This is a genomic window from Sphingomonas rubra (assembly GCF_900115745.1).
GTDB lineage: Bacteria > Pseudomonadota > Alphaproteobacteria > Sphingomonadales > Sphingomonadaceae > Sphingomonas > Sphingomonas rubra.
Map to the genome: position 1 here is coordinate 167,234 of NZ_FOXP01000005.1, position 24,596 is coordinate 191,829.

The following is a 24,596-nucleotide window of genomic DNA, read 5'->3' on the forward strand; positions in this document are numbered from 1 at the left end:
TGCTTTGCAACAGAATTGATCCGGTGCGATCATTTGCCGCGCCAGCGGAGCGATTGCCGGTTGAGTGCGGCAAGGTCGGCACGGCCGGCGATCACGTCGCGGCCGAGTGCGATGGCGGCGGCGAGGCGGACGGCGTCGAGGTGGCGATAGGCGGGGCGATCGGCGATGTGGTCGTACCAGCGGCCGTTCACGGCGTGGTCGAGGAGGATGCGCTGGAAGCAATGGTCGGCGCGGACGGGCCATTCTCGCTCGGCGGCGAGGGCGGGGAGTTCGACCCGGGTCAGGTGGAGCCAGGCGGCTTCGAGGGCGGTGCGATCGTCGGTACGCGGCGACATCCTTGCACCCTCGTGATGCACCCCGGCGAAGGCCGGGGCCTGGGTGGGAAAGCCGTCGTGATTAATCATGAACGCTGCCCAACTGGGCCCCGGCCTTCGCCGGGGTGCTGCGGAAGCAAAGCGCGGTGGTCTTTTGGATGGCTATGAACGCGACTGGCTATGGTCGTTTCGCTCGACGGCCCGTCATTAGGAGTAAATCCCCATGACGTCGGACCGCGCGGGAGCGCCGCCGGCCGGGCCGTGACCGGCAAGCCCTGCGTCTAGCCGGAGGCTAGACGTGGATGGGCTTGCCGGTCACGGCCATCGCCGCTTCCTTGATCGCCTCCGAGTGCGTCGGGTGCGCGTGGCAGGTATAGGCGATGTCCTCCGACGTGGCGCCGAACTCCATCGCCTGCGCGACCTGCGCGATCATCGTGCCGGCGAGCGACGAGATGATCCAGGCGCCGAGCACGCGGTCGGTCTTCGCATCGGCGATCACCTTGACGAAGCCGTCGGTGTCGCGGTTGGTCTTGGCGCGGCTGTTGGCGGCGAAGGGGAATTTGCCGACCTTGATCTCGCCGACCTTCTCCTTCGCGGCTTCCTCGCTCAGGCCGACGCCGGCGATCTCGGGCATGGTGTAGACGACGGACGGGATCACGTCGTGGTTCACGATCCCCGTCTGGCCGGCGATGTTCTCCGCCACGGCGACGCCCTCGTCCTCCGCCTTGTGCGCGAGCATCAGGCCGGGCGCGACATCGCCGATCGCCCAGATGCCGGGCACGTTGGTGCGGAAATCGTGGTCGATGCCGACCTGGCCACGCTCGGTCAATTTCACGCCGGCGGCCTCCAGGTCGAGCCCGTCGATGTTGGGCTTGCGGCCGATCGCCACCAGCACGGCGTCCGCCGCCAACGTCGTCGCCTCGCCGCCCTTCGCGGGCTCCACCGACACGGTGGCGCGGTCTCCGTCCACCGTCACGCCGGTGACCTTGGTGCCGGTCATCAGCTCGAAGCCCTGCTTCTTGAACAGCTTGGCCGATTCCTTACGGACCTCGCCGTCGAAGCCGGGCAGGATCTGATCGAGATACTCGACCACCGTTACCTTGGCGCCGAGCCGCCGCCAGACGCTGCCGAGCTCCAGCCCGATCACGCCGCCGCCGATCACCACCAGATGCTCGGGCACCTTGGGCAGCGCCAGCGCGCCGGTCGAGTCGACCACCACCTTCTGGTCGATCTCGACGCCCGGCAACGGGGTCACGACCGAGCCGGTGGCGATCACCACGTCCTTGGCGGTGACGGTCTGGTCGCCGACCTTCACCGTGTGGCCGTCTTGGAACGCGGCGCGGCCCTTCAGCCACGTCACCTTGTTCTTCTTGAACAGGAATTCGATGCCGCCGGTCAGCTCCTTGACCGCCTTCGCCTTTTCAGAATGCATCTGGTCGAGGTTGAGCGTCGCGCCCTGGATCTCGACGCCGAACTTGGCGAGATGGCCGCCGGTCGCTTCCTCGTACAGTTCCGACGCGTGGAGCAGCGCCTTGGACGGGATACAGCCGACGTTGAGGCAGGTGCCGCCCAGCGTCTCGCGCGCCTCGGCACAGGCGGTGCGCAGGCCGAGCTGCGCGGCGCGGATCGCGGCGACGTAGCCACCGGGGCCGGCACCGATCACGAGGACGTCGTAGTCGTATTGGTCTGCCATGGTTCTTCTCACTTCCCCGGCGGAGGCCGGGGTCCAGTTGGGGGACATATGGGAAGAGTGTGGCGTGTCGTCACCGCCCCCTTCCCAACTGGACCCCGGCCTCCGCCGGGGTGGTGTTCCGGATTTATAGGTCGATCAGGATGCGGGTCGGGTCCTCGATCGCGTTCTTGAGCGCGACCAGGAAGGTCACCGCCTCACGACCGTCGATCAGGCGGTGGTCGTAGCTGAGCGCGAGATACATCATCGGGCGTACCACGACCTGACCGTTCACCACCACCGGCCGATCCTCGATGCGGTGCAGGCCGAGCACCGCCGACTGCGGCGGGTTGATGATCGGCGTCGACATCAGCGACCCGAACACGCCGCCGTTCGAGATGGTGAAGGTGCCGCCCTTCATCTCGTCCATCTTGAGCTCGCCCGACTTGGCGCGGCGGCCGAAGTCGCCGATCGTCTTCTCGATACCGGCGACGGACAGGTCCTGGGCGTCGCGGATGACCGGCACGACGAGGCCGTTGGGCGCGGAGACCGCGACGGAGATGTCGGCGTAGTCGTGGTAGACGATCTCGTCACCCTCGATCGAGGCGTTGACCGAGGGAATGTCCTTCAAGGCCATCGTCGCGGCCTTCACGAAGAAGCCCATGAAGCCGAGGCGAACGCCGTGCTTCTTCTCGAACAGATCCTTGTACTTGGCGCGCGCCTCGATCACCGCGGTCATGTCGACGTCGTTGAACGTCGTCAGCATGGCGGCGGTGTTCTGCGCTTCCTTCAGGCGGCGCGCGATGGTCTGGCGCAGGCGCGTCATCTTGACGCGCTCTTCCTTGCGGCGGGCGGGGGCGGAGTCCGCGTCCGCCCGGCCGGCGGCGGCGCCGTCCGACGGCGCGTTCGCGGAGGCGGACGCGGCGGGTGCCTGAGGCTTGGCGCTAGCGGCGGCGGCGACGTCCTCCTTGGTCAGGCGGCCGTCCTTGCCGGTGCCCTTGATCGTTGCGGGGTCGACGCCGTGCTCCAGCACCGCGCGGCGGACCGACGGCGACAGTGCCGCCGCGGTGTCGCCCTGTGGCTCGTCCTTCGCAGGTGCCGCGCTCTCGGTCACGGCCGGCTGCGGCGCGTCCGTCTTCGCCGGGGCGCTGCCGCCCGCGTCGACGGTCGCGAGCATCGCGCCGACCTGCACCGTGTCGCCGACCGCAACGGCGTGCTGCCCCATCACGCCCGCCACCGGGCTGGGCACCTCGACCGAGACCTTGTCGGTTTCCAGGCTGGCGATCGGCTCGTCGGCGGCGACGGCGTCGCCCGGCTGCTTCAGCCACTCGCCGAGCGTCGCCTCGGTGATCGATTCGCCCAGTGTGGGGACCAGAACTTCGGTTGCCATCTTCTCTGCCCTCGTACCCCGGCGAAGGCCGGGGCCCAGTTGCGGAACGATCATGATCGATCGTTGCGCGTGATTACTACCATTCTCCCGACTGGACCCCGGCCTTCGCCGGGGAACAGCCGCTCATGTCAGCTGCCCGCCTTGCCGCCCTTCTGGTCGGATTCGCGGGTCCGGCGTACTTCCTCGCGCACCGAATGGCCGAGCGCGTCGGCGACCAGCGCGCCCTGCTCCAGCTGGTGGCGCTTCATCAGGCCGGTGGCGGGCGACGCGGCGGCGGCGCGGCCGGCGTAGCGGGCACGCGACACGCCCGCCTTCGCCTGCCCCAGCGCTTCCTCGATCAGCGGCTCGACGAAGAACCAATAACCCTGGTTCTTCGGCTCCTCCTGCGCCCAGACGACATCCTGGAGGTTCGGCATGCGCGCGATGCGTTGGGTCAGCGGCTCGCCCGGGAAGGGGTAGAGCTGCTCGATCCGGACGATCTGGGTGCCCCCATCCACCTTCGGGTCACCCGCCGCGTCGCGCGCCTCGATCAGGTCGTAGGCGACCTTGCCGGTGCACAGCACCAGCCGCGTCGTCGCCTCGTCGGCGGCGCCGTTGGTGTCGGACAGGATGCGCTGGAAGTGCGTCTCGCCCTGGAAGTCGGCTGCCTGGCTGACCGCCAGCTTGTGCCGGAGCAGCGACTTGGGCGTCATCACGATCAGCGGCTTGCGGAACGACCGGTGCATCTGCCGGCGCAGCAGGTGGAAGTAATTGGCCGGCGTGGTGCAGTTGGCGACCTGCATGTTGTCGCCCGCGCACAATTGCAGGAACCGCTCCGGCCGTGCCGACGAATGCTCCGGCCCCTGCCCCTCGTAACCGTGCGGCAGCAGCATGACCAAGCCATTAGCGCGCAGCCACTTGGCTTCGCCCGATGCGATGAACTGGTCGATCATGATCTGCGCGCCGTTGACGAAATCGCCGAACTGCGCCTCCCACATGACCAGCGTCTTGGGATCGGCGAGCGCGTAGCCGTATTCGAAGCCGAGCACGCCGTACTCCGACAAGGGCGAGTCGAGCACCTCGAAGCGGCCATGCTCGCTGGTGGAGAGCGGCACGTATTTGTGCTCGTCGGTCTGGTCGACCCATACCGCGTGACGCTGCGAGAAGGTGCCGCGGCCCGAATCCTGGCCCGACAGGCGAACGCCGTACCCTTCCGACAACAGCGAGCCGAAGGCCAGTGCCTCGCCGGTCGCCCAGTCGAAATTGCCACCGCCGGCGAACATCTGGCGCTTGGCGTCGAGCACGCGGGCGAGCGTCTTGTGCACCGACAGATGGTCCGGAACCGTCGTCAGCGTGCGGCCGAGCGCGTCGAACAACTTGGGCGCGATACCGGTCTCGGCGGTGCGGCGCGCGGCCTCGCCCTCGGTCGGGGCGCTGAGACCGGTCCAGCGGCCGGCGAACCAGTCGGCCTTGTTGGGCTTGTACGACGCCCCCGCCTCGAACTCGCCTTCCAGCCGCGTCACATACTGGTGGACGTTGTCGTCGAGCCAATTCTGGTCGACCACGCCCTCGGCGGCGAGGCGCTTGGCGTAGATCGCGCTGACCGGCGGGTGATCCTTGATCGCCTTGTACATCAGCGGCTGGGTGAAGCCCGGCTCGTCGCCCTCGTTATGGCCGAAGCGGCGATAGCACCACATGTCGATGACGATGTCGCGGTGGAACTTCTGGCGGAACTCGATCGCCATCTTGGTGGCGAAGGTCACCGCCTCCGGATCGTCGCCGTTGACGTGGAACACCGGCGCCTGCACGCCCTTCGCCACGTCCGACGGATAGGGCGACGAGCGCGCGAACTGCGGGCTGGTGGTGAAGCCGACCTGGTTGTTGATGATGAAGTGGACGCAGCCGCCGGTATTGTAGCCGCGGATGCCGGAGAAGCCGAGGCATTCCCACACGATCCCCTGGCCCGCGAAGGCGGCGTCGCCGTGGATCAGCACGGGCAGGCCGCGGCTGTGGTCCTTGAGGTCGCTGGCGATCGTCTGGATCGCGCGCACCTTGCCGAGCACGACCGGATCGGCCGCCTCCAGGTGCGACGGGTTGGCGACCAGCGACATATGCACGTGATGGCCGTCGAACTCGCGATCGGACGAGGTGCCGAGATGGTATTTGACGTCGCCCGAGCCGCCGATCTCGTCGGGGTTGGCCGAGCCGCCCGCGAATTCGTGGAAGATCACGCGCAGCGGCTTGCCCATCACGTTGGCGAGCACGTTGAGCCGGCCGCGATGCGCCATGCCGAAGACGATCTCGTTGACGCCCATCGCGCCGCCATACTTGATGACCGACTCGAGCGCGGGGATCATCGACTCGCCGCCGTCCAGGCCGAAGCGCTTGGTGCCGACATATTTGCGGCCCAGGAACTTCTCCCACTGCTCGGCCTCGACGACCTTGTTCAGGATCGCCTTCTTGCCGTCGGCGGTGAACTCGATCGCCTTGTCCTGGCCCTCCATCCGCTCCTGGAGGAAGCGGCGCTCCTCCACGTCGACGATGTGCATGTATTCGAGGCCGACATTGCCGCAATAATTGCGGCGCAGCGTGTCGACGAGCTGGCGAATCGTCGCCCACTCATACCCCATCGTGCCGCCGAGATAGACGGGGCGATCGATGTCGGCGTCGGTGAAGCCGTAATATTCGGTGCGCAGATCCTCGGGCATCTCGCGCCGGGCAAGGCCGAGCGGGTCGAGGTTGGCGGCGAGGTGGCCACGCACCCGGTAGGTGCGGATCAGCAGTTGCGCGCGGATCGCGTCGGAGGCCGCACGGACGACGTCCGCCTCACTCGCGGCGGGGGCGGCGGGGGGCGCGGGCTTGCCCTTGGCGGGCTTGGGCGCGGGCTCCATCTGCGTCGGGTCGAGCCCGGCGGTGAGGTCGTCGGTGGAGGTCAGCGGCCAGCGGTCGCTCTCCCAGCTCGGCCCCTGCGGCCCTGCTTCGAGGCCCTGGAAGAAGCTCTGCCACGCCGGCTCCACGGAGCCGGGCGAGGTCTGGTACTTGGCGTACAGCGCCTCGATGAACGCCGGGCTGACGCCGCCGGCGATGTCGCTGAAATCCTGGCCTTCGTAGCCCATCGTATCACCTCCGCCACCACCCCGGCAAAGGCCGGGGTCCAGCATCGGGCCGCTCGCAACCGGACCCCGGCCTTTGCCGGGGCGGTTGGAGATCAGCCCTTCAGAACTTCCAGCAGCGTCGAGCCGAGCTCGCTCGGGCTCGCCGCGACCTTGATGCCGGCGGCTTCCATCGCCGCGATCTTGTCCTCGGCGCCGCCCTGGCCGCCCGACACGATCGCGCCGGCATGGCCCATGCGGCGGCCCGGGGGCGCGGTGCGCCCGGCGATGAAGCCCGCCATCGGCTTGGAACGCCCGCGCTTCGCCTCGTCGCGAAGGAACTGCGCCGCCTCTTCCTCGGCCGAGCCGCCGATCTCGCCGATCATGATGATCGACTGGGTCGCGTCGTCGGCCAGGAACAGCTCGAGCACGTCGATGAAGTTGGTGCCGTTGACCGGATCGCCGCCGATGCCGACCGCGGTGGTCTGGCCGAGCCCGGCGTTGGAGGTCTGGAACACCGCCTCGTAGGTCAGCGTGCCCGAGCGCGAGACCACGCCGACCGAGCCCTGCTTGAAGATCGAGCCGGGCATGATGCCGATCTTGCACTGGCCGGGCGTCAGCACGCCGGGGCAGTTGGGGCCGATCAGCCGCGACTTGGAGCCCGACAGCGCGCGCTTGACCTTGACCATGTCGAGCACCGGAATGCCCTCCGTGATCGTGACGATCAGCGGGATCTCGGCGTCGATCGCCTCCAGGATCGAGTCGGCGGCGAACGGCGGCGGCACGTAGATGACGCTCGCGTCGGCACCGGTCTTCGACTTGGCCTCGGCGACGGTGTTGAAGACGGGCAAGCCGAGATGCTCGGTGCCGCCCTTGCCCGGCGTGACGCCGCCGACCATCTGCGTGCCGTATTCCAGCGCCGCCTTGGTGTGGAAGCTGCCGGTCTCGCCGGTCATGCCCTGGGTGATGACCTTGGTGTTCCGGTCGACGAGGATGCTCATTGGTTCTCCGTTCTTGAACCACCCCGGCGAAGGCCGGGGTCTAGTCGGGAAACGATCATGGCTGCGCGATCCGGTCGTAAAGGTCTTCCCAATCGGGATTGAGCCCTTCGATCTCCCGCACCTTCCAGCTTCGCTTCCACTCCTTCATCTGCAGCTCGCGCTGCCGTGCGGCTTCCCAGCTACCGAGTACCTCGTACCACACGAGGGCCTTGCAGCCGTACTTCTTTGTGAACCCGGAGACGACGCCGTTGCGATGTTCCCACGCGCGTTTCGCCAGATTCCCCGTCGAGCCGAGATACAGCGTACCGTTCCTGCCGCTCGCCATCATGTAGACGCAGGCCTGTTCGCTCACTCGCAGGCACTCCGCTACTGGGCCCCGGCCTTCGCCGGGGTGGTATTCACTTCAACGTTTCGTCGATGCCCTTGCACGCGACCAGCAGTTCCTTGACCGCGTCGACCGACACCTGGAGGTTCGCCTTCGCCTCGTCGTCGAGCTTCACCTCGACGATCTCCTCGACTCCCCCGGCACCGATGATGACCGGCACGCCGACGTAGAGGCCGTCGACGCCGTACTGGCCCTCGACGTACGCGGCGCAGGGCAGCAGGCGCTTGGCGTCGTCGAGATACGCCTCCGCCATCGCGATGCCGCTGGTGGCGGGCGCGTAATAGGCCGAGCCGGTCTTGAGCAGCGCGACGATCTCGCCGCCGCCCGAGCGGGTGCGCTGGACGATCGCGTCGATCCGCTCCTTGGTCGAGCGACCCATGGCGATCAGGTCGGGCACGGGGATGCCGGCGACCGTCGAATACTGGACCACCGGCACCATCGTATCGCCGTGGCCACCGAGGACGAAGGTGTTGACGTCCTTCACCGCGACCTTGAACTCGTCGGCGATGAAGTGGCTGAAGCGCGAGCTGTCGAGCACGCCCGCCATGCCGACGACCATGTGGTGCGGCAGGCCGGAGAATTCGCGCAGCGCCCAGACCATCGCGTCGAGCGGGTTGGTGATGCAGATCACGAAGGCGTCGGGGGCGTGCGCCTTGATACCCTCGCCCACCGCCTTCATCACCTTGAGGTTGATGCCGAGCAGGTCGTCGCGGCTCATCCCCGGCTTGCGGGCGACACCGGCGGTGACGATGATGACGTCGGCGCCCGCGATGTCATGGTAATCGTTGGAGCCGGTGATGGTACTGTCGAAGCCCTCGACGGGGCCGCACTGCGACAGGTCGAGCGCCTTGCCCTGCGGGATGCCCTCCGCCACGTCGAACAGGACGATGTCGCCCAGGTTCTTCAGCGCCGCGAGGTGCGCGAGCGTGCCGCCGATATTTCCGGCGCCGATCAGCGCGATCTTCGCTCTAGCCATCCAATCCTTCTCCGTGTCGCCGGTGATTGGCAGTGGCGCGTACGCTTGTTGACGCTGCGGAGCAACCGCTAAATACGTTTAATGATATTGTTTCGCAGCATCATTAGGCAGCGCCATGGCCTTCGCACAGGTAATCGTCGGCGCGCATCTCCTCCAGGCGCGACACGGTGCGCTGGAATTCGAAGCGACCGTCGCCAGCGGGGTAAAGCTGGTCGGGCGGCGCATCGGCGGCGGCGAGGAGCTTTACCTTGTGCTCGTAGAGGGCGTCGATCAGCGACACGAAGCGCGCCGCCTCGTTGCGGTTCTCGGGGCCGAGCCGGGGAATGCCGACGAGTATCACCGTGTGAAAACGTCGGGCGACGGCGAGATAGTCGGCCGCCCCCCTCGCCTCGCCGCACAGCTTTCTGAAGGAGAAGACGGCGACGCCTTTGAGCGCCTTGGGCACGTGAAGCGTGCGGCCCTGGACCGTCAGATCCTCCGAGGGGATCGGCTCGGTCACCTCATGGTCGGTGAGGCGGAAGAAGGCGGCGGAGAGGTTTGCAGTGGCGGCAGGGCCGTTGGGGACGAGCCAGGTGTCCTGGCTGCCGAGACGGTCGCGGCGATAGTCGACGGGGCCGTTCAGGGCGAGCACGTCGAGACGGCTCTCGACCAGGGCGATAAATGGCAGGAAATGCTCGCGATTAAGCCCGTTCTTGTAGAGATCGCGCGGCGGGCGGTTGGACGTGGTGACGATCGTCGTACCGCCCTCGATCAGCGCGGTGAACAGCCGCGACAGGATCATCGCGTCCGGGCTGTTGGTCACCATCATCTCGTCGAACGCCAGGAACCGGGTCTCGCCGGCGATCGCGGCGGCCACGACCGGGACGGGATCGGGCGTGCGGCGCTGCCGCTCGGTGCCGAGGCGGGCGTGGACCTCCAACATGAACTCGGCGAAGTGGACGCGGCGTTTGCGGTCGATGGCGACGTGGTCGTAGACGAGATCCATCAGCATCGACTTGCCGCGGCCGACATCGCCCCACAGGTAGACGCCGCGCGCCGGCACCGGGCGTCGGCGGAAGAAGCCGGTGGTATGCGGGTGCTCCAGTTCGGCCGCGAGCGCGTCGAGGCGGCGGGCGGCGGCGGCCTGCTCGGGATCGGGGCGCAGTTCGCCGGCGGCGACGAGCGCGTCGTAGGCGGCGAGGACGGTGCTCACCTTCTTTTCACCCCGGCGCAGGCCGGGGCCCAGGTGGAAGCGGGTCGGAAAAGAGGCGTAGCGATCGCCAACTCAGGCCTTCCCAGCTGGGCCCCGGCCTTCGCCGGGGTGGAGCGTCGGGGGCGAGGGCTTGCGGATCGTCGCGGAGAAGGCGGCGACCTTGGCGCGCTCCTCGCCCTGGACCACCAGGCCGCGCAGGAAGAGGAGGCGGCCGGTCTCGCGCAGCACCTCGACCTCCGCCTCCAGCGGCTCGTCGATGCGGCCCTCGCCGATGAACTGGGTGTCCAGGCCGAGCGTCACCGCGGTGCCGGCGGTGACCAGGCCGAAGCCGCGCGCGGCGGCGAACAGCGCTACGTCGATGAAGGCGAGCGTGACGCCGCCGTGGACGCGGTCGCGGACGTTTGAGTGCTGATGCCGCGGAGTCAGGCGCACGCGCGCGACGTCGACGTCGACGCGGTAGCTGATCGGGCCGAGCAGCGAGTTGAAGCGGGTCGGGTCGGTGGGGTGCCAGTAACGCCAGCCGGGCTGGCCGGGCACCTCCTCCTCGGTGAAGGGGTCGGTCATGCGATAGGCGCTCGTGGTTCGTGCAGTAGCGACGTGGCAAAGCCACGCCGTCGGTCCTCGCTGGTGCGAGGCCGGCCGAGGTCGGACCCGCGACGCGGATCAGCGAACGCTGATCCGCTGGCCCGACCTCAGACGATCCGCTCGGCTTCCATCTTCTTGATCTCGGCGATCGCCTTGGCGGGGTTGAGGCCCTTGGGACAGACGTTCGCGCAGTTCATGATCGTGTGGCAGCGATAGAGGCGGAACGGGTCCTCCAGCTCGTCGAGCCGCTCGCCCGTCATCTCGTCGCGGCTGTCGGCGAGCCAGCGATAGGCCTGGAGCAGGATCGCCGGGCCCAGGAACTTGTCGCTGTTCCACCAGTAGCTGGGGCAGGAGGTCGAGCAGCAGGCGCACAGGATGCACTCGTAGAGGCCGTCGAGCTTGTTGCGGTCGTCGGGCGACTGGAGCCGCTCCTTGCCCGATGGCGGCGGCGATACCGTCTGCAGCCACGGCTTGATCGAGCTGTACTGCGCGTAGAAATGGGTGAAGTCGGGGACGAGGTCCTTGACCACGTCCATGTGCGGCAGCGGCGTGATCCGCACCTCGCCCTTCACGTCCTCGATCGCGGTGGTGCAGGCGAGGCCGTTGCGGCCGTCGATGTTCATCGAGCACGACCCGCAGATCCCCTCGCGGCACGAGCGGCGGAAGGTGAGCGACGAATCCTGCTCCGACTTCATCTTGATGAGCGCGTCGAGCACCATCGGCCCGGTCTCGTCCAGGTTCAGCTCGAACGTGTCGTAGCGCGGGTTCTCACCGCTGTCGGGATCGTAGCGATAGACCTTGAACTTGCGCATCCGGCCCTTCTCCGCCGAGGCGGTGGGCGCGGGATGGTGGATGCCCTTCCCGATCTTGCTGTTCTTGGGGAGCGCGAATTCGGCCATGGGGGTTTCCGACGAGGAGGTTTGCCGTTCCGGCTAGGCCCGTCGTCGCCGCGACGCAACCCTTGCGCCGCGCCGACGCAACTCAGATCACGTCGAGGACGAGTCCCAGCTCCTTGGCCTCCTGCGCCTCGATGTACCAGTTGGAGGGTGCCTTCTGGATCAGGTCGTCCAGCTTGACCTGCGTGCCCTTCACCAAGTCGGCGAACCCCTCGTTCTGGATGCGGATCGAATCCTCGATCTCGTTGAGCTTGGCTTCCAGCTTGTATCGGAGCGTGTTGAGCGGACCGTCCAGCTCGACGGTGGCGTTCATCTTGCGCTCGTGGATCATCAGCCGGCTTTCCTTGGTCAGGAAGCGGCTATGCGCGGGAAAGGCCGACATGAAGGTGGCGCCGGCCGAGTAAACCGCGACCTTGCCCAGGAACAGCGTCTCGCGGCCGGTATATTCGCGCAACAGGCGGATCGAATCGCCCATCGCGCGCGCCATCTCCGGATCGCCGCCGAGCGTGGTCAGCGACACCACCAGCGGCCCCTCGGTCGAGGCGTTCTGGAGCTGGGCGGTGAAATTGGCGTACATCAGCCCGTCGACCGGCCCGTGCAGCTGGATATGAGGCTGGGCGAGCAGCGGATAGTTGCGGGCGTTGCTGACGGGGGAGGTGTCGGTCATGGCGCGGCAACCGCTTCGCCGCGACCATGGTTCCGAAGCGGACGCGATCCGTCGTCGAGCAGGCTGACGGCGGGGCGACAGACCGACGCGCCGAGCGGCTGGCGCTTGCGCAGCGCACGGTTGACCAGCGCGTCGCCGAAGAAGGTCCAGACCGCGGTTACTCCGGCGGGTGGGCGGGCGGCACTTCCTGCCGGGCGCGGCCGGGCACGGCAATCAGCAGGCCGAGCAGCAAGGCGAGTGTCCGCAGCGTCCTGTTACCCCGTGCCCCCTGCCCTGCCTTCGGTGATCTTCGGCCACCGTCAAGCGGTTGCCGGAACTTGGGCGCCCCGCCCCCTGTTGCAGCCGCGACCTCTTGTTCGGGACCCTGCACCATGCGCATCCATCTGAAACCCCTCCGCGATCAGGTGATCGTCATCACCGGCGCCAGTTCCGGCATCGGCCTGGTCACCGCGCGCACCGCGGCGGCGAAGGGCGCCAAGGTGCTGATGGTCGCCCGGTCGGAAGACGTGCTGCGCGGGCTGGTCGCGGAGATGCAGGGCGCCGGGCACCGGGTGGAGGCCAAGGCGGCGGACGTCGGCGACGCCGCGGGCGTGCAGGCGGCGGCGGATTACGCGGTGGAGGTGTTCGGGCGGATCGACACCTGGGTCAACGACGCGGGCTCGGCGATCTTCGGCGCCGTGCTCGACACGCCGCTGGACGAGCAGGAACGGCTGTTCCGGACCAATTACTTCGGCACGGTCAACGGCTGCGTGGCAGCGGTGCCGTACCTGAAGAAGCAGGGCGGCGCCTTGATTACGGTGGGGTCGCTCGCCTCCGACATGCCGGCGCCGCCGATGGGGATATACTCGGCGACCAAGCACGCGACCAAGGCGTATGTCGAGGTGCTGCGGATGGAGCTGGCGGCGGACCAGGTGCCGATATCGGTGACGCTGGTGAAGCCGTCGGGCATCGACACGCCGATCGGCCAGCACGCGGAGAACCACGGGTCGGACGGCGAGGCGCAGATCCCGCCGCCGATCTACGACCCGCAGCTGGTGGCGGACGCGATCCTCGACTGCGCGGTCCATCCACGGGCCGAGGTGACGGTGGGCGGCGGCGGTCGCGCGCAGGTGCTGTTCTCGCAGCATTTCCCCGGCCTGTACGAGTGGCTGGCGCCGCGCGTCGCCAAGGGCGCCTACGCGCCGAACACGCCGCAGCCGCGGCCGTCCAACCTGAAATGGGGTGTCGGCGCCGGGCGCGAGCGATCCGGCGAGCATCCGCACGCGCGGAAAACCAGTCTCTACACCACCGCCGCGCTGCATCCGAAGACGACGGCGCTGGGGCTGGGCGGCCTGGCGCTTGCGGCAGGGTTGCTGATCGCGCGGCGACGGGACGCCTAAAGCGGATCGACATTCAACGCTTCGCCTCATCATCCACCCCCGGCGAAGGCCGGGGTCCGGTTGGGAGACGCGAACGGTCGGTCGTCGTACCTCTTCCACGACCTTCCCGACTGGACCCCGGCCTTCGCCGGGGTGGAAAAATGTCGAATGTCAATCCGTTCTAGCAGACCTCGGCGGTGTAGGCGGGGAGCGGGCCGGGCGGCACGCGGTCGGGGTGGTTGTGGAACAGGTCGCCCGCGGCCTGGTGGCCGCGATATACCTCGCTCAGCACCGCGTAGAGGCCGGGATCGTAGGCGCGCAGATCCGCATCCGACAGGACGCGGGTTTCGCCAAAGCTGGCGATGCGCGCGGTGTTGAACCAGTATTGGGTGCCGACCGCCCAATATTCGTCGACGGTGGTGGAGGCGTACTCGCCGGCCCACAAGCCCTTCTCCATGGCGCGGGCATAGGCGGCTGCGACGCGGGCGTGGAGCGCGGGATCGACCGCTAGCGCGGCGCGCAGGATGGCGTGGCTGAACTCGTGCACCAGGATGCTGGAGCCGTGATAGCGATCGTTCGGCCCGGCGAGCAAATTCTCCGCGCCGACCGAGGTGAGCGGGCCGCCCATGCCGCGGGCGCGCGCGTCCCAGTAGGTGCGGTCGGTGAGGGCGCCGATCCGTGTCGCATAATGTTTGCGCTCGCACCGTGTCAGGCGTGGATCAGTGGCGGCGGGCTTTTTCCAGTCGCGCTGCTCGGGGATGTCGAGCGTCGTCTCGTCCGGCGCCATGATCGCGACGCGCTGACCCTGGCGAACGAGCTCGGCGGCGAGGTCGGGCCGGGCGGAGAGCATCGACCGCACGATCTCGCGCGCGAGCAGGATTGCGCGGTCAGGCGTGCGGGTGGAGGCGAGGATCGGAATGCCGTCCGCATCGGCGTAGCGCGCGTAAAAGGGGTCGGTCGCCCATTTTGCGGGTGGCGCGGTGACGATGGGGCGCTGTGCGGCGGCGGGAGTAATGGCGAGGAGCAGCGCAACGGACACCTGCCGCGTGATCCGACGCATCAGACTCGCACCTTGATCCCAGCCTGCTTGAGGATCGCCTCCGCTGTAAAACGCTTGCGGGTGCCGGCATCGACGGTGAAGGTCAGGTTGGTAATCGGACTAAACCAGATCTCGTGATCGCCCTTGCCATGGCGGACGAAGCGGCAACCGTGGTCGAGGAGGATGCGCTTCAACTCCCGCCCATACGCGCCACCCATCAAGCGGCGACCGGGATGGTGCTCTCGTGGAAAGCGACCAGCCGCAGTTGATGCGGACCTTGCCGGCGATCGTCCGAAATCAACGCGGCATTATCCGCCAACAATTCCGGCATCACTGCGGCAGCTCGGTCGCGAAGCTTCTCTAAGGTCTCGCCTTCGGTTACGAGTCCAGGAACGTCGCAATCCATCGTGTACCAGACCCGAGCCTCCGGGTCATATGCAGCATGAAGAGTCCAGAGCGACATCTATTCAAACCAAATCGCGGCACCAGCACCGGCTAAGGCAAACATACCACCAAAACCCGCGGCAATGAAGGCACCAATGCCCAGCCATGGATCACTCATGTTCGCACCTGAGAGAAGCGATCCGATTGTCCAAATGATAACTGCGATGCTCGCACCCGCAATCAAACATACAGCTAAAGACATATTCCAGAAACGACGCAGCAAATAAGCCGGCAATATAGCCACTGCGTAAGTGGCCCATATTGTTAATTCGCTCAATACACCCGCTTCTTCGGCTTGATGTAGTCCACGTCGTCGGTCAGCGTGTAGTCGTGGACCGGGCGGTAATCGATCGCGGTCGCGCCGCCCTCGCCGCCCCAGCCAGTGAAGGTGGTAATGGTGTGCTTCATCCACTCGGCGTCGTTCCGCTCGGGAAAATCCTCGTGCATGTGGGCGCCGCGCGACTCGGTGCGGTTGGCGGCCGAGTTCATCGTCACCACCGCCTGGCCGATCAGATTGTCGAGTTCCAGCGTCTCGACCAGATCGGTGTTCCAGATCAGCGAGCGGTCCTTCACCGACACGTCGGTCATCCGCTTGTAGGTCTGCGCGATCTTGCCGACGCCCTCGGTCAGCAGTTCGGTGTCGCGGAAGACGGCGCAGTGCTTCTGCATCGTCTGCTGCATCTCCAGCCGGATCTGCGCGGTCGGCGAGCCGCCCGACGCGTGGCGGAACTTGTCGAGCCGGGTGAGCGCCAGCTCCTCCGAGCCCTTGGGCAGCGGGTTGTGCGGCGTCGACGGCTTCTGGATGTCCTTGATGCGCAGGCCCGTGGCACGGCCGAACACGACCAGGTCGATCAGGCTGTTCGAACCCAGGCGGTTGGCGCCGTGGACGGAGACGCACGCCGCCTCCCCGACCGCGAACAGGCCGGGGACGACGCTGTCGGGGTTGCCGTCCTTCAGGCGCACGACCTCGCCGTGGAAGTTCGTCGGGATGCCGCCCATGTTGTAGTGGACGGTGGGCGTGACGGGCAGCGGCTGGCGCGTCAGGTCGACGCCGGCGAAGACCTTGCCGGTCTCGGTGATGCCGGGCAGCCGCTCGTGCAGCACCTTGGGATCGATATGGTCGAGGTGCAGGAAGATGTGGTCGCCGTTCTTGCCGACGCCGCGCCCCTCGCGCATCTCCATCGCCATCGACCGCGACACCACGTCGCGGCTGGCGAGATCCTTGGCGGAGGGGGCGTAGCGTTCCATAAACCGCTCGCCCTCGGAGTTGGTGAGGTAGCCGCCCTCGCCGCGCGCGCCCTCGGTAATCAGCACGCCCGCGCCGTAGATCCCGGTCGGGTGGAACTGCACGAACTCCATGTCCTGCAAGGGCAGGCCGGCGCGCAGCACCATGGCGTTGCCGTCGCCGGTGCAAGTGTGCGCGGAGGTGGCGGAGAAATAGACGCGGCCGTAGCCACCCGTCGCCAGCACCGTCTGGTGCGCGCGGAAGCGATGGATCGAGCCGTCTTCCATGCACAAGGCGATGACGCCGCGGCAGGCGCCGTCCTCCATGATGAGGTCGAGCGCGAAATATTCGACGAAGAAGTCGGCGTCGTACTTCAGCGATTGCTGGTAGAGCGCGTGAAGCATCGCGTGGCCGGTACGGTCGGCGGCGGCGGCGGTGCGCTGGACCGGCGGCCCCTCGCCCATGTTCTGCATGTGGCCGCCGAAGGGACGCTGGTAGATCGTCCCGTCCTCGTTGCGGCTGAACGGCATGCCGGCATGTTCCAGCTCGTACACCGCCTGCGGCGCCTCGCGGCACAGATACTCGATCGCGTCCTGGTCGCCGAGCCAGTCCGACCCCTTGACGGTGTCGTACATGTGCCACGTCCAGTGGTCGGGCGAGTTGTTGCCGAGGCTGGCCGCGATGCCGCCCTGCGCCGCGACGGTGTGGCTGCGGGTCGGGAACACCTTGGTGATGCAGGCGGTCTTGAGGCCCGATTCGGCGATGCCCATGGTGGCGCGCAGGCCCGAGCCACCTGCGCCGACGACGACCGCGTCGTAGGTGTGGTCGATGATCTTGTAGGAGGTCACGCGGCGGCTCCGAGGGCGATCTTCATGATCGAGAAGAGGGCGACCGCGCCCGTCGCGATCACGAAGAAGTTGAGAAGGACCATCAGCACGACGCGGCTCTCGTCATGCTGATAGTCCTCGATCACCACCTGGAGGCCCAGGCGGAAATGGTAGAAGACGGAGACCACGAGCAACGCCATCGGGATCGCCACCCAGCCGCTCTCCATCCACATCCGCATCGCGGCATAGTCGAACGACGACTGCCGGGCGATGGAGATCAGCAGCCAGGACATGAGGAGGAGGTTGGCGCCGGCGGTCAGCCGCTGATACCACCAATGGTGCGTGCCTTCCTTGGCGGAGCCGAGGCCCCGAACACGTCCGATCGCGCTGCGCATCAGTTCAACCCCATCACGAGCCAGAAGATCGCGGTGAGCGCGACCGAGGCGACCATCGTCGCCATGGCATAGGTCTTGTTGGTCTTGAGCTCGTAACCGGCGCCGGTGTCGAGCACGAGATGGCGGATGCCGGTCATCATGTGCTGGAACAGCGACAGCGTCAGCCCGACCGCAACGACGAGGCCGATCACGTTGAGATGGCCGGCCTCCGTCGTGAATACGTCGCGGAAGGTGGCGTAGCTCTCCGCCCCGCCGGCCAGCGCGGCGAGCCACCAGACGAGCAGCAGCGTGCCCACGGTCGCCATGCCGCTGCCGGTGGCGCGGTGGAGGATGGAGACCAGCATGTGCGGGCCCCAGCGCCAGATCTGGAGATGCGGGCTGAGCGGCCGGGCGGGATTGCGGGATGCCAAGGGATGTCCTCGTCGCGGGGAAAGGCGGATGTCCCCTGCCCTATGAGACGCGGGGCAGCGCGATGCAAGCCGCGCCGCTCGCCCCTAACCGGCCGTTAACCTGTGCGTCTTAACCCGTGGCAGCCAAGCAATCAGGAACCACTATGCCCGCGAGCAGCATCGACCTTCCCGTGCCCGGCAGCATTTCGGCGGGCATCGACATCGACACCCGCATCGTCGCGTTCGGCAGCGACGAGTCGCTCGTCGCCAACGCGCGCGCATTGTGGGACGTGCTGAAGGAGGGCGCCGACGAGATCGTCGAGGCGTATTGGGGCAGCTGGCGCAAGTCCAACCCCGGCGAACCGGAGTTCTCGCCGCTCGACCAGGCACAACGGCGCGAGGCCGGGAAGGCCTATTTGCGCAATCGCTTCTGCGACATGGCGGGGCGCGCCTGGATCGAATCGCTGGAGCGAGCGGTCGCCTCCGCCTACGCGGCGAAGGTGCCGATCATGGAAGTGCTGGCGATGTCCTGCGCCAGCGACGGCGCCGCGCTGCGCTTGCTGATGGCGCGCGTTCCCGCCGACGATCCGCTGCGTACCGTCTATGTCGAGACGCTGCTGCGGATGTTCGGGATGGAAACCGAGCTGACCGTGGAACTCTATTCCGGGCATCAGGCGTACAGCGCGCAGATCGCGCGCGACCGCCTCGCCTCCGATTTCCGCGACAGCATCGCCGGCGCGGTCGAGGCGGCGACGGACGACGGCCGCCAGTTGCGCGACCAGAGCAGCCGCGCCTCCACCCACGCGCGCGGCATGCTGGGCAAGGCTTCCGAGGTGGCGGCCGCGGCCGAACAGTCGGCGGTGGCGATGCGCGAGGCGGCGCAGACCGCCGCCGGGCTGATCCGCGCGATCGAGGACGCGCGCACCGAGGTGGAGGCCGCGGCCGAGATCGCGACCCGCGCCAGCCACCAGGCGGGCGAGGCGGTGGGCATGTCGCAGACCCTGTCCGAGCACGCCAAGTCGATCGAATCGATCCTGGGCCTGATCCGCGACATCGCCGGGCAGACCAACCTGCTCGCGCTCAACGCCACGATCGAGGCGGCGCGCGCGGGCGACGCCGGCCGCGGTTTCGCGGTGGTCGCGCAGGAGGTGAAGAGCCTGGCCAACCAGACCGCGCGCGCCACCGACGACATCGCCGGCAAGATCGCCGCGATCCAGGCCGCCACGCGCTCCACCGTCGACACCAACGCGTCGATCAAGTCGACGGTCGCCGAGGTGCAGGAGAGCGCCGAGCGCATCCGCTACGCGATGGAGGCACAGGCGCAGACGGTGACGGCGATCACCGCCGCCGTCGACGAAACCGCACTCGCCGCCGATTCGATGTCGGGCACGATCGCCGCCATCCGCGAGGACACCGAGACGGTGGCCAGCAAGATCGAGGGCGTCGGCCGCGGCTTCGACGTGCTCGACGACCGGTTGGGCAATCTGAAGAACAGTGCGGGCGATTTCGTCACCAAGGTCGCCGCCTGACGGGGTGACGCACCCGCCGCCGGCGCGCCAGGGTTCAAACTCCATCAGGACAACGGTCGGGACGGAGCCCAAACCGGCGCACAGGTAGGAGCAAGAAGGGAGCGATGCCGAAGCATCGTGATCGACGCGCGACGACGCTGTGCGCCGGTTTGGACCCGCCGCGAAGCGGTCGTCCGGAGAAAGGCACTGGCGGCGTCAGGCCGCTTGCGCGTGGCGCCGCCACGCGACGGCGCAACCTTCCTTGCCAGTGCCTTTCTCCGGACGATCACGACCATTGGCCTGATGGAGTTTGAACCCTAGACGGCCGGGCATGACCATCCTCCTCACCGGATCGAGCCGCGGCATCGGCGCGGCGATCGACCAGGCGCTGCGCGACGCGGGCGCCACCGTGATCGGCCACGGCACGCGCAGCGGCATCCCCGCCGACTTCGACGAGCCCGGCGCCGCCGCCGCGCTGTGGGCGGAGGCGCTGGACCGTAGTGGCGGCGCGATCGACGTGCTGGTCAACAATGCCGGCGTGTTCGAGGCCAATCCGCTGGCGGCCGACGACTGGACCGCGGGCTGGGAACGGACGATGCGGATCAACCTGACCGCCGCGGCCGAACTATGCCGGCTGGCCGTGCTCCACTGGCAGGCACGCGGGGTCGGCGGCCGGATCGTCAACGTCGCCAGCCGCGCCGCCCATCGCGGCGACAGCCCGGCGCACTGGCACTATGCCGCGTCCAAGGCGGGCATGGTGGCGATGACCAAGACGATCGCCCGCGGCTACGCGCAGGGCGGCATCCTCGCCTTCGCCGTCTGTCCCGGCTTCACCATGACCGGCATGGCCGACGATTACCTGGCGAGCCGCGGCGGCGACAAGCTGCTGGCCGACATTCCGCTGGGCAAGGTCGCCGATCCGGCGGAGGTGGCGACCGCGGTGCGCTTCCTGGCGCTGGAGGCGCCGCCGTCGATGACGGGCGCGGTGCTGGACGTGAATGGGGCCAGCTATGTCCGCTGACGTCGGCGGCGGACCGGCGGGGTCGTGGAAGGTCACCCTGCCCTGCACGCGCGCCGAGGCGGAGGCGATCGATGCCGGCCCGGAACTGCCGCTCGATCCCGCGCCGACGCTGGCGACCAGCGAGGAGGTGCTCGACGACGCGGAGGCGTGGCGGCTCGACGCCTATTTCGCGCAGCAGCCGTCGGCGCACGCGATCGCCGCGATCGCCGCGCTGGCGCCGAGCGCGGGCGCCGCGCCGCTGGTCGAGCGGCTGGCGGACGAGGATTGGGTGACGATCAGCCAGGCCGGGCTGGCGCCGCTCCATGTCGGCCGTTTCTTCGTCCACGCCGGTGACGAGACGCCGCCGGCGGGCACGCGCGCGCTCCGCATCGCGGCCGGGCGGGCATTCGGGACGGGACATCACGAGACGACGAGCGGCTGCCTGGCGATGCTCGACGCGCTGGAGCGCGACGGCGCGGCGTTCGCGAGCGTCGTCGACATCGGCACCGGCACGGGGCTGCTCGCCTTCGCCGCCGCTTATCTGTGGCCGGGGGCGGCGATCGTCGCGACGGACATCGATCCGGTGGCGGTGGACGTCACGCGCGAGAACGCCGCGGCCAACGGGGTGGAGGGGATCGCGCTGGTGGTCGCCGACGGCACGCTCGACCCCGCGGTGGTCGGGCCGGCGCCGTACGAACTGGTGATCGCCAACATCCTGGCCGGGCCGCTGGTGTCGATGGCGCCCGAACTCGCCGCCATCGCGGCGCCGGGCGCGACGATCGTGCTAGCCGGGCTGCTGGAGACGCAGCGCGCCGCAGTGGTCGCGGCCTACCAGGCATGCGGCTGCGCGCTCGCCGAGGTGGACCGGCGCGGCGACTGGTCGGTCCTGCGCCTCACCGCCGGGGCGGAACGGTTCGTGCCGAGCGGGCCGTTCGATCCCAAGGGCCGCGACGGGTGGGCGCTCGATCTTTAGGAGAATTGTCTCGCGAAGATGCGGAGGCGCGGAGGCGATGCGTTTCCGGCAGTCGTCCGCCCGTCATCAATCAACCGCCGGTGAGAACGCGCATCGGTCAACCAACGCGTATCATCTCCGCGCCTCAGCGTACCCGAAAACCTTTTCGCGTTTTTAGGCCCAAATTCGATCAGGTGTATTCACTTCCGTTCGCCCTGAGCGAAGTCGAAGGGCACGCTTCCACAAGGTGCTTCGACTGCGCTCAGCACGAACGGATGATTAAAGCTGATCCAAGCCGAATCTAGCCTCTCCGCGCGGACGCCCTATTTCTTCGACGCCGCATATGCCTGCGTACCGCGCGTCAGCACCTCGTCGCCGTCGACGATCTCCGCCACGGGAATGTCGGGCAATGCCTTCAGTTCGTCGTAGAGCGGCGCGAAGTCGGTCTCCACCGTCAGCCGCAGCAACTCGTCGAAGCTGGGGATGACGAAATAGTTCTGCTGGAAATCGTCGATCCGGTACTCGGTCCGCATCACGCGGGCGAGGTCGAGCATGATCCGGTTGGGGCTGGGATCGTCGAGCGCGAAGCGGCTCTCCGAGAAGCTCGACACGATGCCCGAGCCGTAGATGCGCAGGCCTTCCGGCTCGGCGATCAACCCGAACTCCACCGTATACCAGTAGAGACGGCCCAGATATTTAAGCGCGTCGAGCCCCAGCGCACGCTGGCCGCCGCGGCCGTACGCCTCCAGGTAATCGGCGAACACCGGGTCGGCGAGCATCGGCACGTGGCCGAACACGTCGTGGAAGACGTCCGGCTCTTCCAGATAATCGAGCTGGTCGGGGCGGCGGATGAAATTGCCCGCGACGAAGCGGCGATTGGCCATGTGGTCGAAGAACACGTCGTCCGGCACCAGCCCCGGCACCGCCACCACCTGCCAGCCGGTCAGCTTCATCAGCCGCTCGCTCAGTTCGGCGAAGTCGGGGATGCCGGGCTTGTCGAGGCGCAGCACGTCCAATCCCTTCAGCCACGCGTTCGACGCGCGGCCGGGCAGCAGCTTCGCCTGGCGCGCGAACAGCGTGTCCCAGGTGGCGTGCTCCTCCGCCGTGTACCGGTCCCAGTTCTGCGCGATCGTCCAGTCGGGAGAGGCGGGTGCGTCGATGGTGTTGGTGTCGGCCATGGGACTGCCCTAGCATGATCGGGTGAGGACACGAAACGGGCGCGTAGGGAGGGTGGTTGCGATCGTCGGCTGGGCGATCGTGCTGGCCGTGATCTGTTTCGGGACGGCGGGGCTGGTCGGCGGCGCGGTGCCCGTCAACGCCGGCTGGCGCGAACCGGCGGACGGGATCGAGATCTTCGTCGAATCGAACGGCGTCCACACCGGCATCGTCGTGCCCAAGGTCGCCGCCGGGGTGGACTGGCGCCCCCTCGCCCGGCCCGAGCACCTCGCCGACCCGCGCTATGCCGGATACGACCACCTGTCGTTCGGCTGGGGCGAGCGGGCCTTCTACCTGGAAACGCCGACCTGGTGGGACGTGCGGCCGACAACGGTGCTGGCCGGGGCGATCGGCAGCCGCAACACGCTCGTCCATGTCGACCATGTGCCGCGTCCGGCGGAGGAGCCGGCGGTGCGGCGGGTGGTGCTGCGGCCGGCGGAGTATCGCCGGCTGGCGGCGTACATCCGCGCGTTCGTGGTGCCGGGCGGCCGGGTGCACCGCGGTTATGGGCCGTACGACGCCTTCTACGAATCGAACGGACGCTACAGCGCGGTGCGGGACTGCAACGCCTGGACGGGCGAGGCGCTGGCGGCGGCGGGCGTGCGGGTGGGCGCGTGGACGCCGTTCCCCAACACCGTGCTGTGGTGGTTCTAGGCTATCGTCATGCCGGGCTCGTCCCGGCATCCAGGGTCACGAACGTCGTCCTGCTTGGCTCTGGATGCCGGGACGAGCCCGGCATGACGGGGATCAGTCCCGCCCGGCCACGTAGCCCTGATAGCCGCGGCGGCAGGTGTCGCTGTCCGGCTCGCGGCGGCAGTGTTTCTCGAACTCGCGGCGTTCCTTGCCGTCGCGCGCCTCGGCCTTGCGCATCTTGCGGCCGTAGTTGCGGTCGGATTCCTCCTGGCTGGTGGTGCTCCAGTCGACCACCTGGCCGGCGGCCTGGAAGGGCGCCTTGACCACCGCGGCGGCGGTGCTGAGACAGCCGCCGGCGAGCAGCGGCAAGGCGAGAAGGGGAAGAAGGACGATACGCATCAGGAACCTCTTGCCGCGGCGTCGCGGGTCTCGACGCCGATTAGCGGATAGTCGGTGAAGAATCCGTCGATGCCCAGCGCCAGCGCGGCGGCGATCTCGCCGTGCAGGTCGCCGTGCGTGGCGGAATGGTCGCCGCGGCGGAAAGGCTCGGCCAGGAAGCCGTTCTCGGCGCGAAAGGTCCAGGGGTGGACGCGCAGCCCCGCGGCGTGCGCGTCCTGGACCAGCGCGCCCCCGTCAACCCCGGCGCCGAGCAGCGACTTGGCCGGGCCGATCCCCCAGGCGTAGCGCGCGACCTCCGCCAGCCCGGCCGGGGTGAGCATGTCGGCGTAGCGCGGCACCGCGCCGTCGGCAGGCCCGCCCTGCGCGTCGATCAGCTGGATCAGCCGCAGGGCGGTCATGCCGGCGAGCGCGCGCAGGTTCGCCACCTCGAACGACTGGATGAACACCGGCGCGGTCGCGTCGCGCCAGCCGGCGGCGTGGAGCTCGGCGACCAGCGGCGCATCGGTGCCGCGGCCGATCCCTGCGAAATAGGTCGGGTGCTTGGTTTCGGGATAGATGGCGACGCCGCGCCGTTTGGCGAGCGCGATCACCTCCGCCAGCGTCGGCACCTGATAGCGGCCGTCATGCGCGGCGTTGGCGGCGCGCAGTGCGGGGATACGCTCGCGCGCGCGCAGCGTCTTCAGCTCGGCCAGCGTGAAATCCTCGGTGAACCACCCCTCCACCGCCGCGCCGTCGATCGTCCTGGTGGTGCGGCGGCGGGTAAATTCAGGCCGGTCGGCGACGTCGGTGGTGCCGCCGATCTCGTTCTCGTGCCGTGCGACGAGCACGCCGTCGGCGGTGGGCACCAGATCGGGCTCGATCACGTCGGCGCCCTGGTCGATCGCCAGCTCGTAGGCGGCGAGCGTGTGTTCCGGCCGCTCGCCGCTCGCGCCGCGATGCGCGATGACCAGCACGCGATCCTCCAAAACGTTGTATTTCATTCGATATCGCGCTCGTGCTCCGCGTGAAAACGGTTCGCAACAGGAAACGCCGCCAACCGCTCGCGTTGTGTGCCCATATCATAGCC

Annotated in this window: 26 protein-coding genes; 5 read left to right on the forward strand and 21 right to left on the reverse strand. The window is 68.3% G+C overall.

Features of this window, described 5'->3' with window-relative positions; translation table 11 throughout:
* Positions 1-29 precede the first annotated feature (29 nt).
* The 11 genes from BM145_RS07910 to BM145_RS07960 form a co-directional block, all read right to left on the reverse strand.
* A complete protein-coding gene (locus BM145_RS07910) occupies positions 30-335 on the reverse strand; it encodes a GCN5-related N-acetyltransferase (protein WP_093333075.1) in 306 nt (101 codons plus the stop codon).
* Between the two features lie 271 nt (positions 336-606).
* Positions 607-2,007 (reverse strand): dihydrolipoyl dehydrogenase, encoded by a 1,401-nt coding sequence (gene lpdA, locus BM145_RS07915; RefSeq protein WP_093333077.1) that lies wholly within the window; start codon positions 2,005-2,007, stop codon positions 607-609.
* A 124-nt stretch (positions 2,008-2,131) separates the two neighbouring features.
* Positions 2,132-3,373 carry a 2-oxoglutarate dehydrogenase complex dihydrolipoyllysine-residue succinyltransferase gene (gene odhB / locus BM145_RS07920; RefSeq protein ID WP_093333078.1) on the reverse strand — a complete coding sequence of 414 codons (1,242 nt, stop codon included), beginning with the start codon at positions 3,371-3,373 and terminating at the stop codon, positions 2,132-2,134.
* A gap of 128 nt (positions 3,374-3,501) precedes the next feature.
* Positions 3,502-6,468, reverse strand: a complete 2,967-nt coding sequence (locus BM145_RS07925; protein WP_093333080.1) for a 2-oxoglutarate dehydrogenase E1 component — start codon at positions 6,466-6,468, stop codon at positions 3,502-3,504.
* A gap of 92 nt (positions 6,469-6,560) precedes the next feature.
* Positions 6,561-7,445, reverse strand: a complete 885-nt coding sequence (gene sucD, locus BM145_RS07930; RefSeq protein WP_093333081.1) for a succinate--CoA ligase subunit alpha — start codon at positions 7,443-7,445, stop codon at positions 6,561-6,563.
* A 55-nt stretch (positions 7,446-7,500) separates the two neighbouring features.
* Entirely contained in the window at positions 7,501-7,773 is a 273-nt protein-coding gene (locus BM145_RS07935; protein WP_093333202.1) for a GIY-YIG nuclease family protein, read from the reverse strand.
* Positions 7,774-7,843: 70 nt separating this feature from the next.
* Complete coding sequence (gene mdh, locus BM145_RS07940; RefSeq protein ID WP_093333083.1) at positions 7,844-8,806, reverse strand: malate dehydrogenase; 963 nt, start codon at positions 8,804-8,806, stop codon at positions 7,844-7,846.
* A 103-nt stretch (positions 8,807-8,909) separates the two neighbouring features.
* Entirely contained in the window at positions 8,910-9,998 is a 1,089-nt protein-coding gene (gene zapE, locus BM145_RS07945) for a cell division protein ZapE (RefSeq protein WP_093333084.1), read from the reverse strand.
* A 72-nt stretch (positions 9,999-10,070) separates the two neighbouring features.
* Positions 10,071-10,562: a PaaI family thioesterase gene (locus BM145_RS07950; protein WP_093333086.1), complete on the reverse strand. Its 492-nt coding sequence runs from the start codon at positions 10,560-10,562 to the stop codon at positions 10,071-10,073.
* A 128-nt stretch (positions 10,563-10,690) separates the two neighbouring features.
* The gene (locus BM145_RS07955; protein ID WP_093333087.1) at positions 10,691-11,482 is read right to left on the reverse strand and encodes a succinate dehydrogenase iron-sulfur subunit; all 792 of its coding nucleotides are present in this window, start codon (positions 11,480-11,482) and stop codon (positions 10,691-10,693) included.
* A gap of 82 nt (positions 11,483-11,564) precedes the next feature.
* A complete protein-coding gene (locus tag BM145_RS07960; protein ID WP_093333088.1) occupies positions 11,565-12,146 on the reverse strand; it encodes an ATP-dependent Clp protease proteolytic subunit in 582 nt (193 codons plus the stop codon).
* A gap of 371 nt (positions 12,147-12,517) precedes the next feature.
* On the opposite strand from BM145_RS07960, the gene BM145_RS07965 reads away from it, so the two are divergent.
* Positions 12,518-13,525 carry an SDR family oxidoreductase gene (locus BM145_RS07965; protein ID WP_093333090.1) on the forward strand — a complete coding sequence of 336 codons (1,008 nt, stop codon included), beginning with the start codon at positions 12,518-12,520 and terminating at the stop codon, positions 13,523-13,525.
* Positions 13,526-13,685: 160 nt separating this feature from the next.
* Here BM145_RS07965 and BM145_RS07970 read toward each other — a convergent pair whose 3' ends face one another.
* From BM145_RS07970 to sdhC, 7 genes are read right to left on the reverse strand one after another with little or no spacing between them, the layout of a single operon-like run.
* Positions 13,686-14,564 carry a glycoside hydrolase gene (locus BM145_RS07970; protein ID WP_245739179.1) on the reverse strand — a complete coding sequence of 293 codons (879 nt, stop codon included), beginning with the start codon at positions 14,562-14,564 and terminating at the stop codon, positions 13,686-13,688.
* Positions 14,564-14,737: a type II toxin-antitoxin system HicA family toxin gene (locus BM145_RS07975; protein WP_245739181.1), complete on the reverse strand. Its 174-nt coding sequence runs from the start codon at positions 14,735-14,737 to the stop codon at positions 14,564-14,566. The genes BM145_RS07970 and BM145_RS07975 overlap by 1 nt, the downstream gene beginning before the upstream one ends.
* A 23-nt stretch (positions 14,738-14,760) precedes the next feature.
* The gene (locus BM145_RS07980) at positions 14,761-15,006 is read right to left on the reverse strand and encodes a DUF1902 domain-containing protein (RefSeq protein ID WP_093333093.1); all 246 of its coding nucleotides are present in this window, start codon (positions 15,004-15,006) and stop codon (positions 14,761-14,763) included.
* Positions 15,007-15,264, reverse strand: a complete 258-nt coding sequence (locus BM145_RS15670) for a hypothetical protein (RefSeq protein WP_143090136.1) — start codon at positions 15,262-15,264, stop codon at positions 15,007-15,009.
* On the reverse strand, positions 15,261-17,060 hold the full coding sequence (sdhA, locus tag BM145_RS07985) for a succinate dehydrogenase flavoprotein subunit (protein ID WP_093333094.1): 1,800 nt from the start codon (positions 17,058-17,060) through the stop codon (positions 15,261-15,263). The genes BM145_RS15670 and sdhA overlap by 4 nt, the downstream gene beginning before the upstream one ends.
* Positions 17,057-17,434 carry a succinate dehydrogenase, hydrophobic membrane anchor protein gene (gene sdhD / locus BM145_RS07990; RefSeq protein ID WP_093333095.1) on the reverse strand — a complete coding sequence of 126 codons (378 nt, stop codon included), beginning with the start codon at positions 17,432-17,434 and terminating at the stop codon, positions 17,057-17,059. The genes sdhA and sdhD overlap by 4 nt, the downstream gene beginning before the upstream one ends.
* Positions 17,434-17,844 (reverse strand): succinate dehydrogenase, cytochrome b556 subunit, encoded by a 411-nt coding sequence (sdhC, locus tag BM145_RS07995; protein ID WP_093333097.1) that lies wholly within the window; start codon positions 17,842-17,844, stop codon positions 17,434-17,436. The genes sdhD and sdhC overlap by 1 nt, the downstream gene beginning before the upstream one ends.
* A gap of 143 nt (positions 17,845-17,987) precedes the next feature.
* Between sdhC and BM145_RS08000 the strand changes: the two genes are divergently transcribed.
* From BM145_RS08000 to BM145_RS08010, 3 genes are all read left to right on the forward strand, one after another.
* Positions 17,988-19,352 (forward strand): methyl-accepting chemotaxis protein, encoded by a 1,365-nt coding sequence (locus BM145_RS08000; protein WP_093333098.1) that lies wholly within the window; start codon positions 17,988-17,990, stop codon positions 19,350-19,352.
* Between the two features lie 310 nt (positions 19,353-19,662).
* Positions 19,663-20,352: an SDR family NAD(P)-dependent oxidoreductase gene (locus BM145_RS08005; protein WP_093333099.1), complete on the forward strand. Its 690-nt coding sequence runs from the start codon at positions 19,663-19,665 to the stop codon at positions 20,350-20,352.
* On the forward strand, positions 20,342-21,304 hold the full coding sequence (locus tag BM145_RS08010) for a 50S ribosomal protein L11 methyltransferase (RefSeq protein WP_093333100.1): 963 nt from the start codon (positions 20,342-20,344) through the stop codon (positions 21,302-21,304). Before BM145_RS08005 ends, BM145_RS08010 begins: the two co-directional genes overlap by 11 nt.
* Before the next feature lie 302 nt (positions 21,305-21,606).
* Here the strand turns inward: BM145_RS08010 and phhA are convergent, their stop codons facing one another.
* Entirely contained in the window at positions 21,607-22,461 is an 855-nt protein-coding gene (gene phhA / locus BM145_RS08015) for a phenylalanine 4-monooxygenase (RefSeq protein ID WP_093333102.1), read from the reverse strand.
* A 52-nt stretch (positions 22,462-22,513) separates the two neighbouring features.
* On the opposite strand from phhA, the gene BM145_RS08020 reads away from it, so the two are divergent.
* Positions 22,514-23,152 (forward strand): TIGR02117 family protein, encoded by a 639-nt coding sequence (locus BM145_RS08020; RefSeq protein WP_342741798.1) that lies wholly within the window; start codon positions 22,514-22,516, stop codon positions 23,150-23,152.
* A gap of 93 nt (positions 23,153-23,245) precedes the next feature.
* Here the strand turns inward: BM145_RS08020 and BM145_RS08025 are convergent, their stop codons facing one another.
* Both BM145_RS08025 and BM145_RS08030 read right to left on the reverse strand, forming a co-directional pair.
* Complete coding sequence (locus tag BM145_RS08025; protein WP_093333103.1) at positions 23,246-23,530, reverse strand: hypothetical protein; 285 nt, start codon at positions 23,528-23,530, stop codon at positions 23,246-23,248.
* A complete protein-coding gene (locus tag BM145_RS08030) occupies positions 23,530-24,510 on the reverse strand; it encodes a glycerophosphodiester phosphodiesterase (RefSeq protein WP_093333104.1) in 981 nt (326 codons plus the stop codon). The genes BM145_RS08025 and BM145_RS08030 overlap by 1 nt, the downstream gene beginning before the upstream one ends.
* Between the last annotated feature and the right edge of the window lie 86 nt (positions 24,511-24,596).

What these genes read in the sequence shown, in the direction of transcription:
- BM145_RS07955 (WP_093333087.1), bottom strand. Translation starts at nt 11,482, where the DNA reads ATGGCCGAATTCGCGCTCCCCAAGAACAGCAAGATCGGGAAGGGCATC.
- BM145_RS07950 (WP_093333086.1), bottom strand. Translation starts at nt 10,562, where the DNA reads ATGACCGACCCCTTCACCGAGGAGGAGGTGCCCGGCCAGCCCGGCTGG.
- phhA (WP_093333102.1), bottom strand. Translation starts at nt 22,461, where the DNA reads ATGGCCGACACCAACACCATCGACGCACCCGCCTCTCCCGACTGGACG.
- BM145_RS07960 (WP_093333088.1), bottom strand. Translation starts at nt 12,146, where the DNA reads ATGACCGACACCTCCCCCGTCAGCAACGCCCGCAACTATCCGCTGCTC.
- odhB (WP_093333078.1), bottom strand. Translation starts at nt 3,373, where the DNA reads ATGGCAACCGAAGTTCTGGTCCCCACACTGGGCGAATCGATCACCGAG.
- BM145_RS07965 (WP_093333090.1), top strand. Translation starts at nt 12,518, where the DNA reads ATGCGCATCCATCTGAAACCCCTCCGCGATCAGGTGATCGTCATCACC.
- lpdA (WP_093333077.1), bottom strand. Translation starts at nt 2,007, where the DNA reads ATGGCAGACCAATACGACTACGACGTCCTCGTGATCGGTGCCGGCCCC.
- BM145_RS08000 (WP_093333098.1), top strand. Translation starts at nt 17,988, where the DNA reads ATGCCCGCGAGCAGCATCGACCTTCCCGTGCCCGGCAGCATTTCGGCG.
- BM145_RS07925 (WP_093333080.1), bottom strand. Translation starts at nt 6,468, where the DNA reads ATGGGCTACGAAGGCCAGGATTTCAGCGACATCGCCGGCGGCGTCAGC.
- BM145_RS08025 (WP_093333103.1), bottom strand. Translation starts at nt 23,530, where the DNA reads ATGCGTATCGTCCTTCTTCCCCTTCTCGCCTTGCCGCTGCTCGCCGGC.
- BM145_RS08005 (WP_093333099.1), top strand. Translation starts at nt 19,663, where the DNA reads ATGACCATCCTCCTCACCGGATCGAGCCGCGGCATCGGCGCGGCGATC.
- BM145_RS07980 (WP_093333093.1), bottom strand. Translation starts at nt 15,006, where the DNA reads ATGTCGCTCTGGACTCTTCATGCTGCATATGACCCGGAGGCTCGGGTC.
- BM145_RS08030 (WP_093333104.1), bottom strand. Translation starts at nt 24,510, where the DNA reads ATGAAATACAACGTTTTGGAGGATCGCGTGCTGGTCATCGCGCATCGC.
- BM145_RS08010 (WP_093333100.1), top strand. Translation starts at nt 20,342, where the DNA reads ATGTCCGCTGACGTCGGCGGCGGACCGGCGGGGTCGTGGAAGGTCACC.
- mdh (WP_093333083.1), bottom strand. Translation starts at nt 8,806, where the DNA reads ATGGCTAGAGCGAAGATCGCGCTGATCGGCGCCGGAAATATCGGCGGC.
- BM145_RS07910 (WP_093333075.1), bottom strand. Translation starts at nt 335, where the DNA reads ATGTCGCCGCGTACCGACGATCGCACCGCCCTCGAAGCCGCCTGGCTC.
- sucD (WP_093333081.1), bottom strand. Translation starts at nt 7,445, where the DNA reads ATGAGCATCCTCGTCGACCGGAACACCAAGGTCATCACCCAGGGCATG.
- sdhD (WP_093333095.1), bottom strand. Translation starts at nt 17,434, where the DNA reads ATGCGCAGCGCGATCGGACGTGTTCGGGGCCTCGGCTCCGCCAAGGAA.
- BM145_RS07970 (WP_245739179.1), bottom strand. Translation starts at nt 14,564, where the DNA reads ATGCGTCGGATCACGCGGCAGGTGTCCGTTGCGCTGCTCCTCGCCATT.
- BM145_RS07935 (WP_093333202.1), bottom strand. Translation starts at nt 7,773, where the DNA reads ATGATGGCGAGCGGCAGGAACGGTACGCTGTATCTCGGCTCGACGGGG.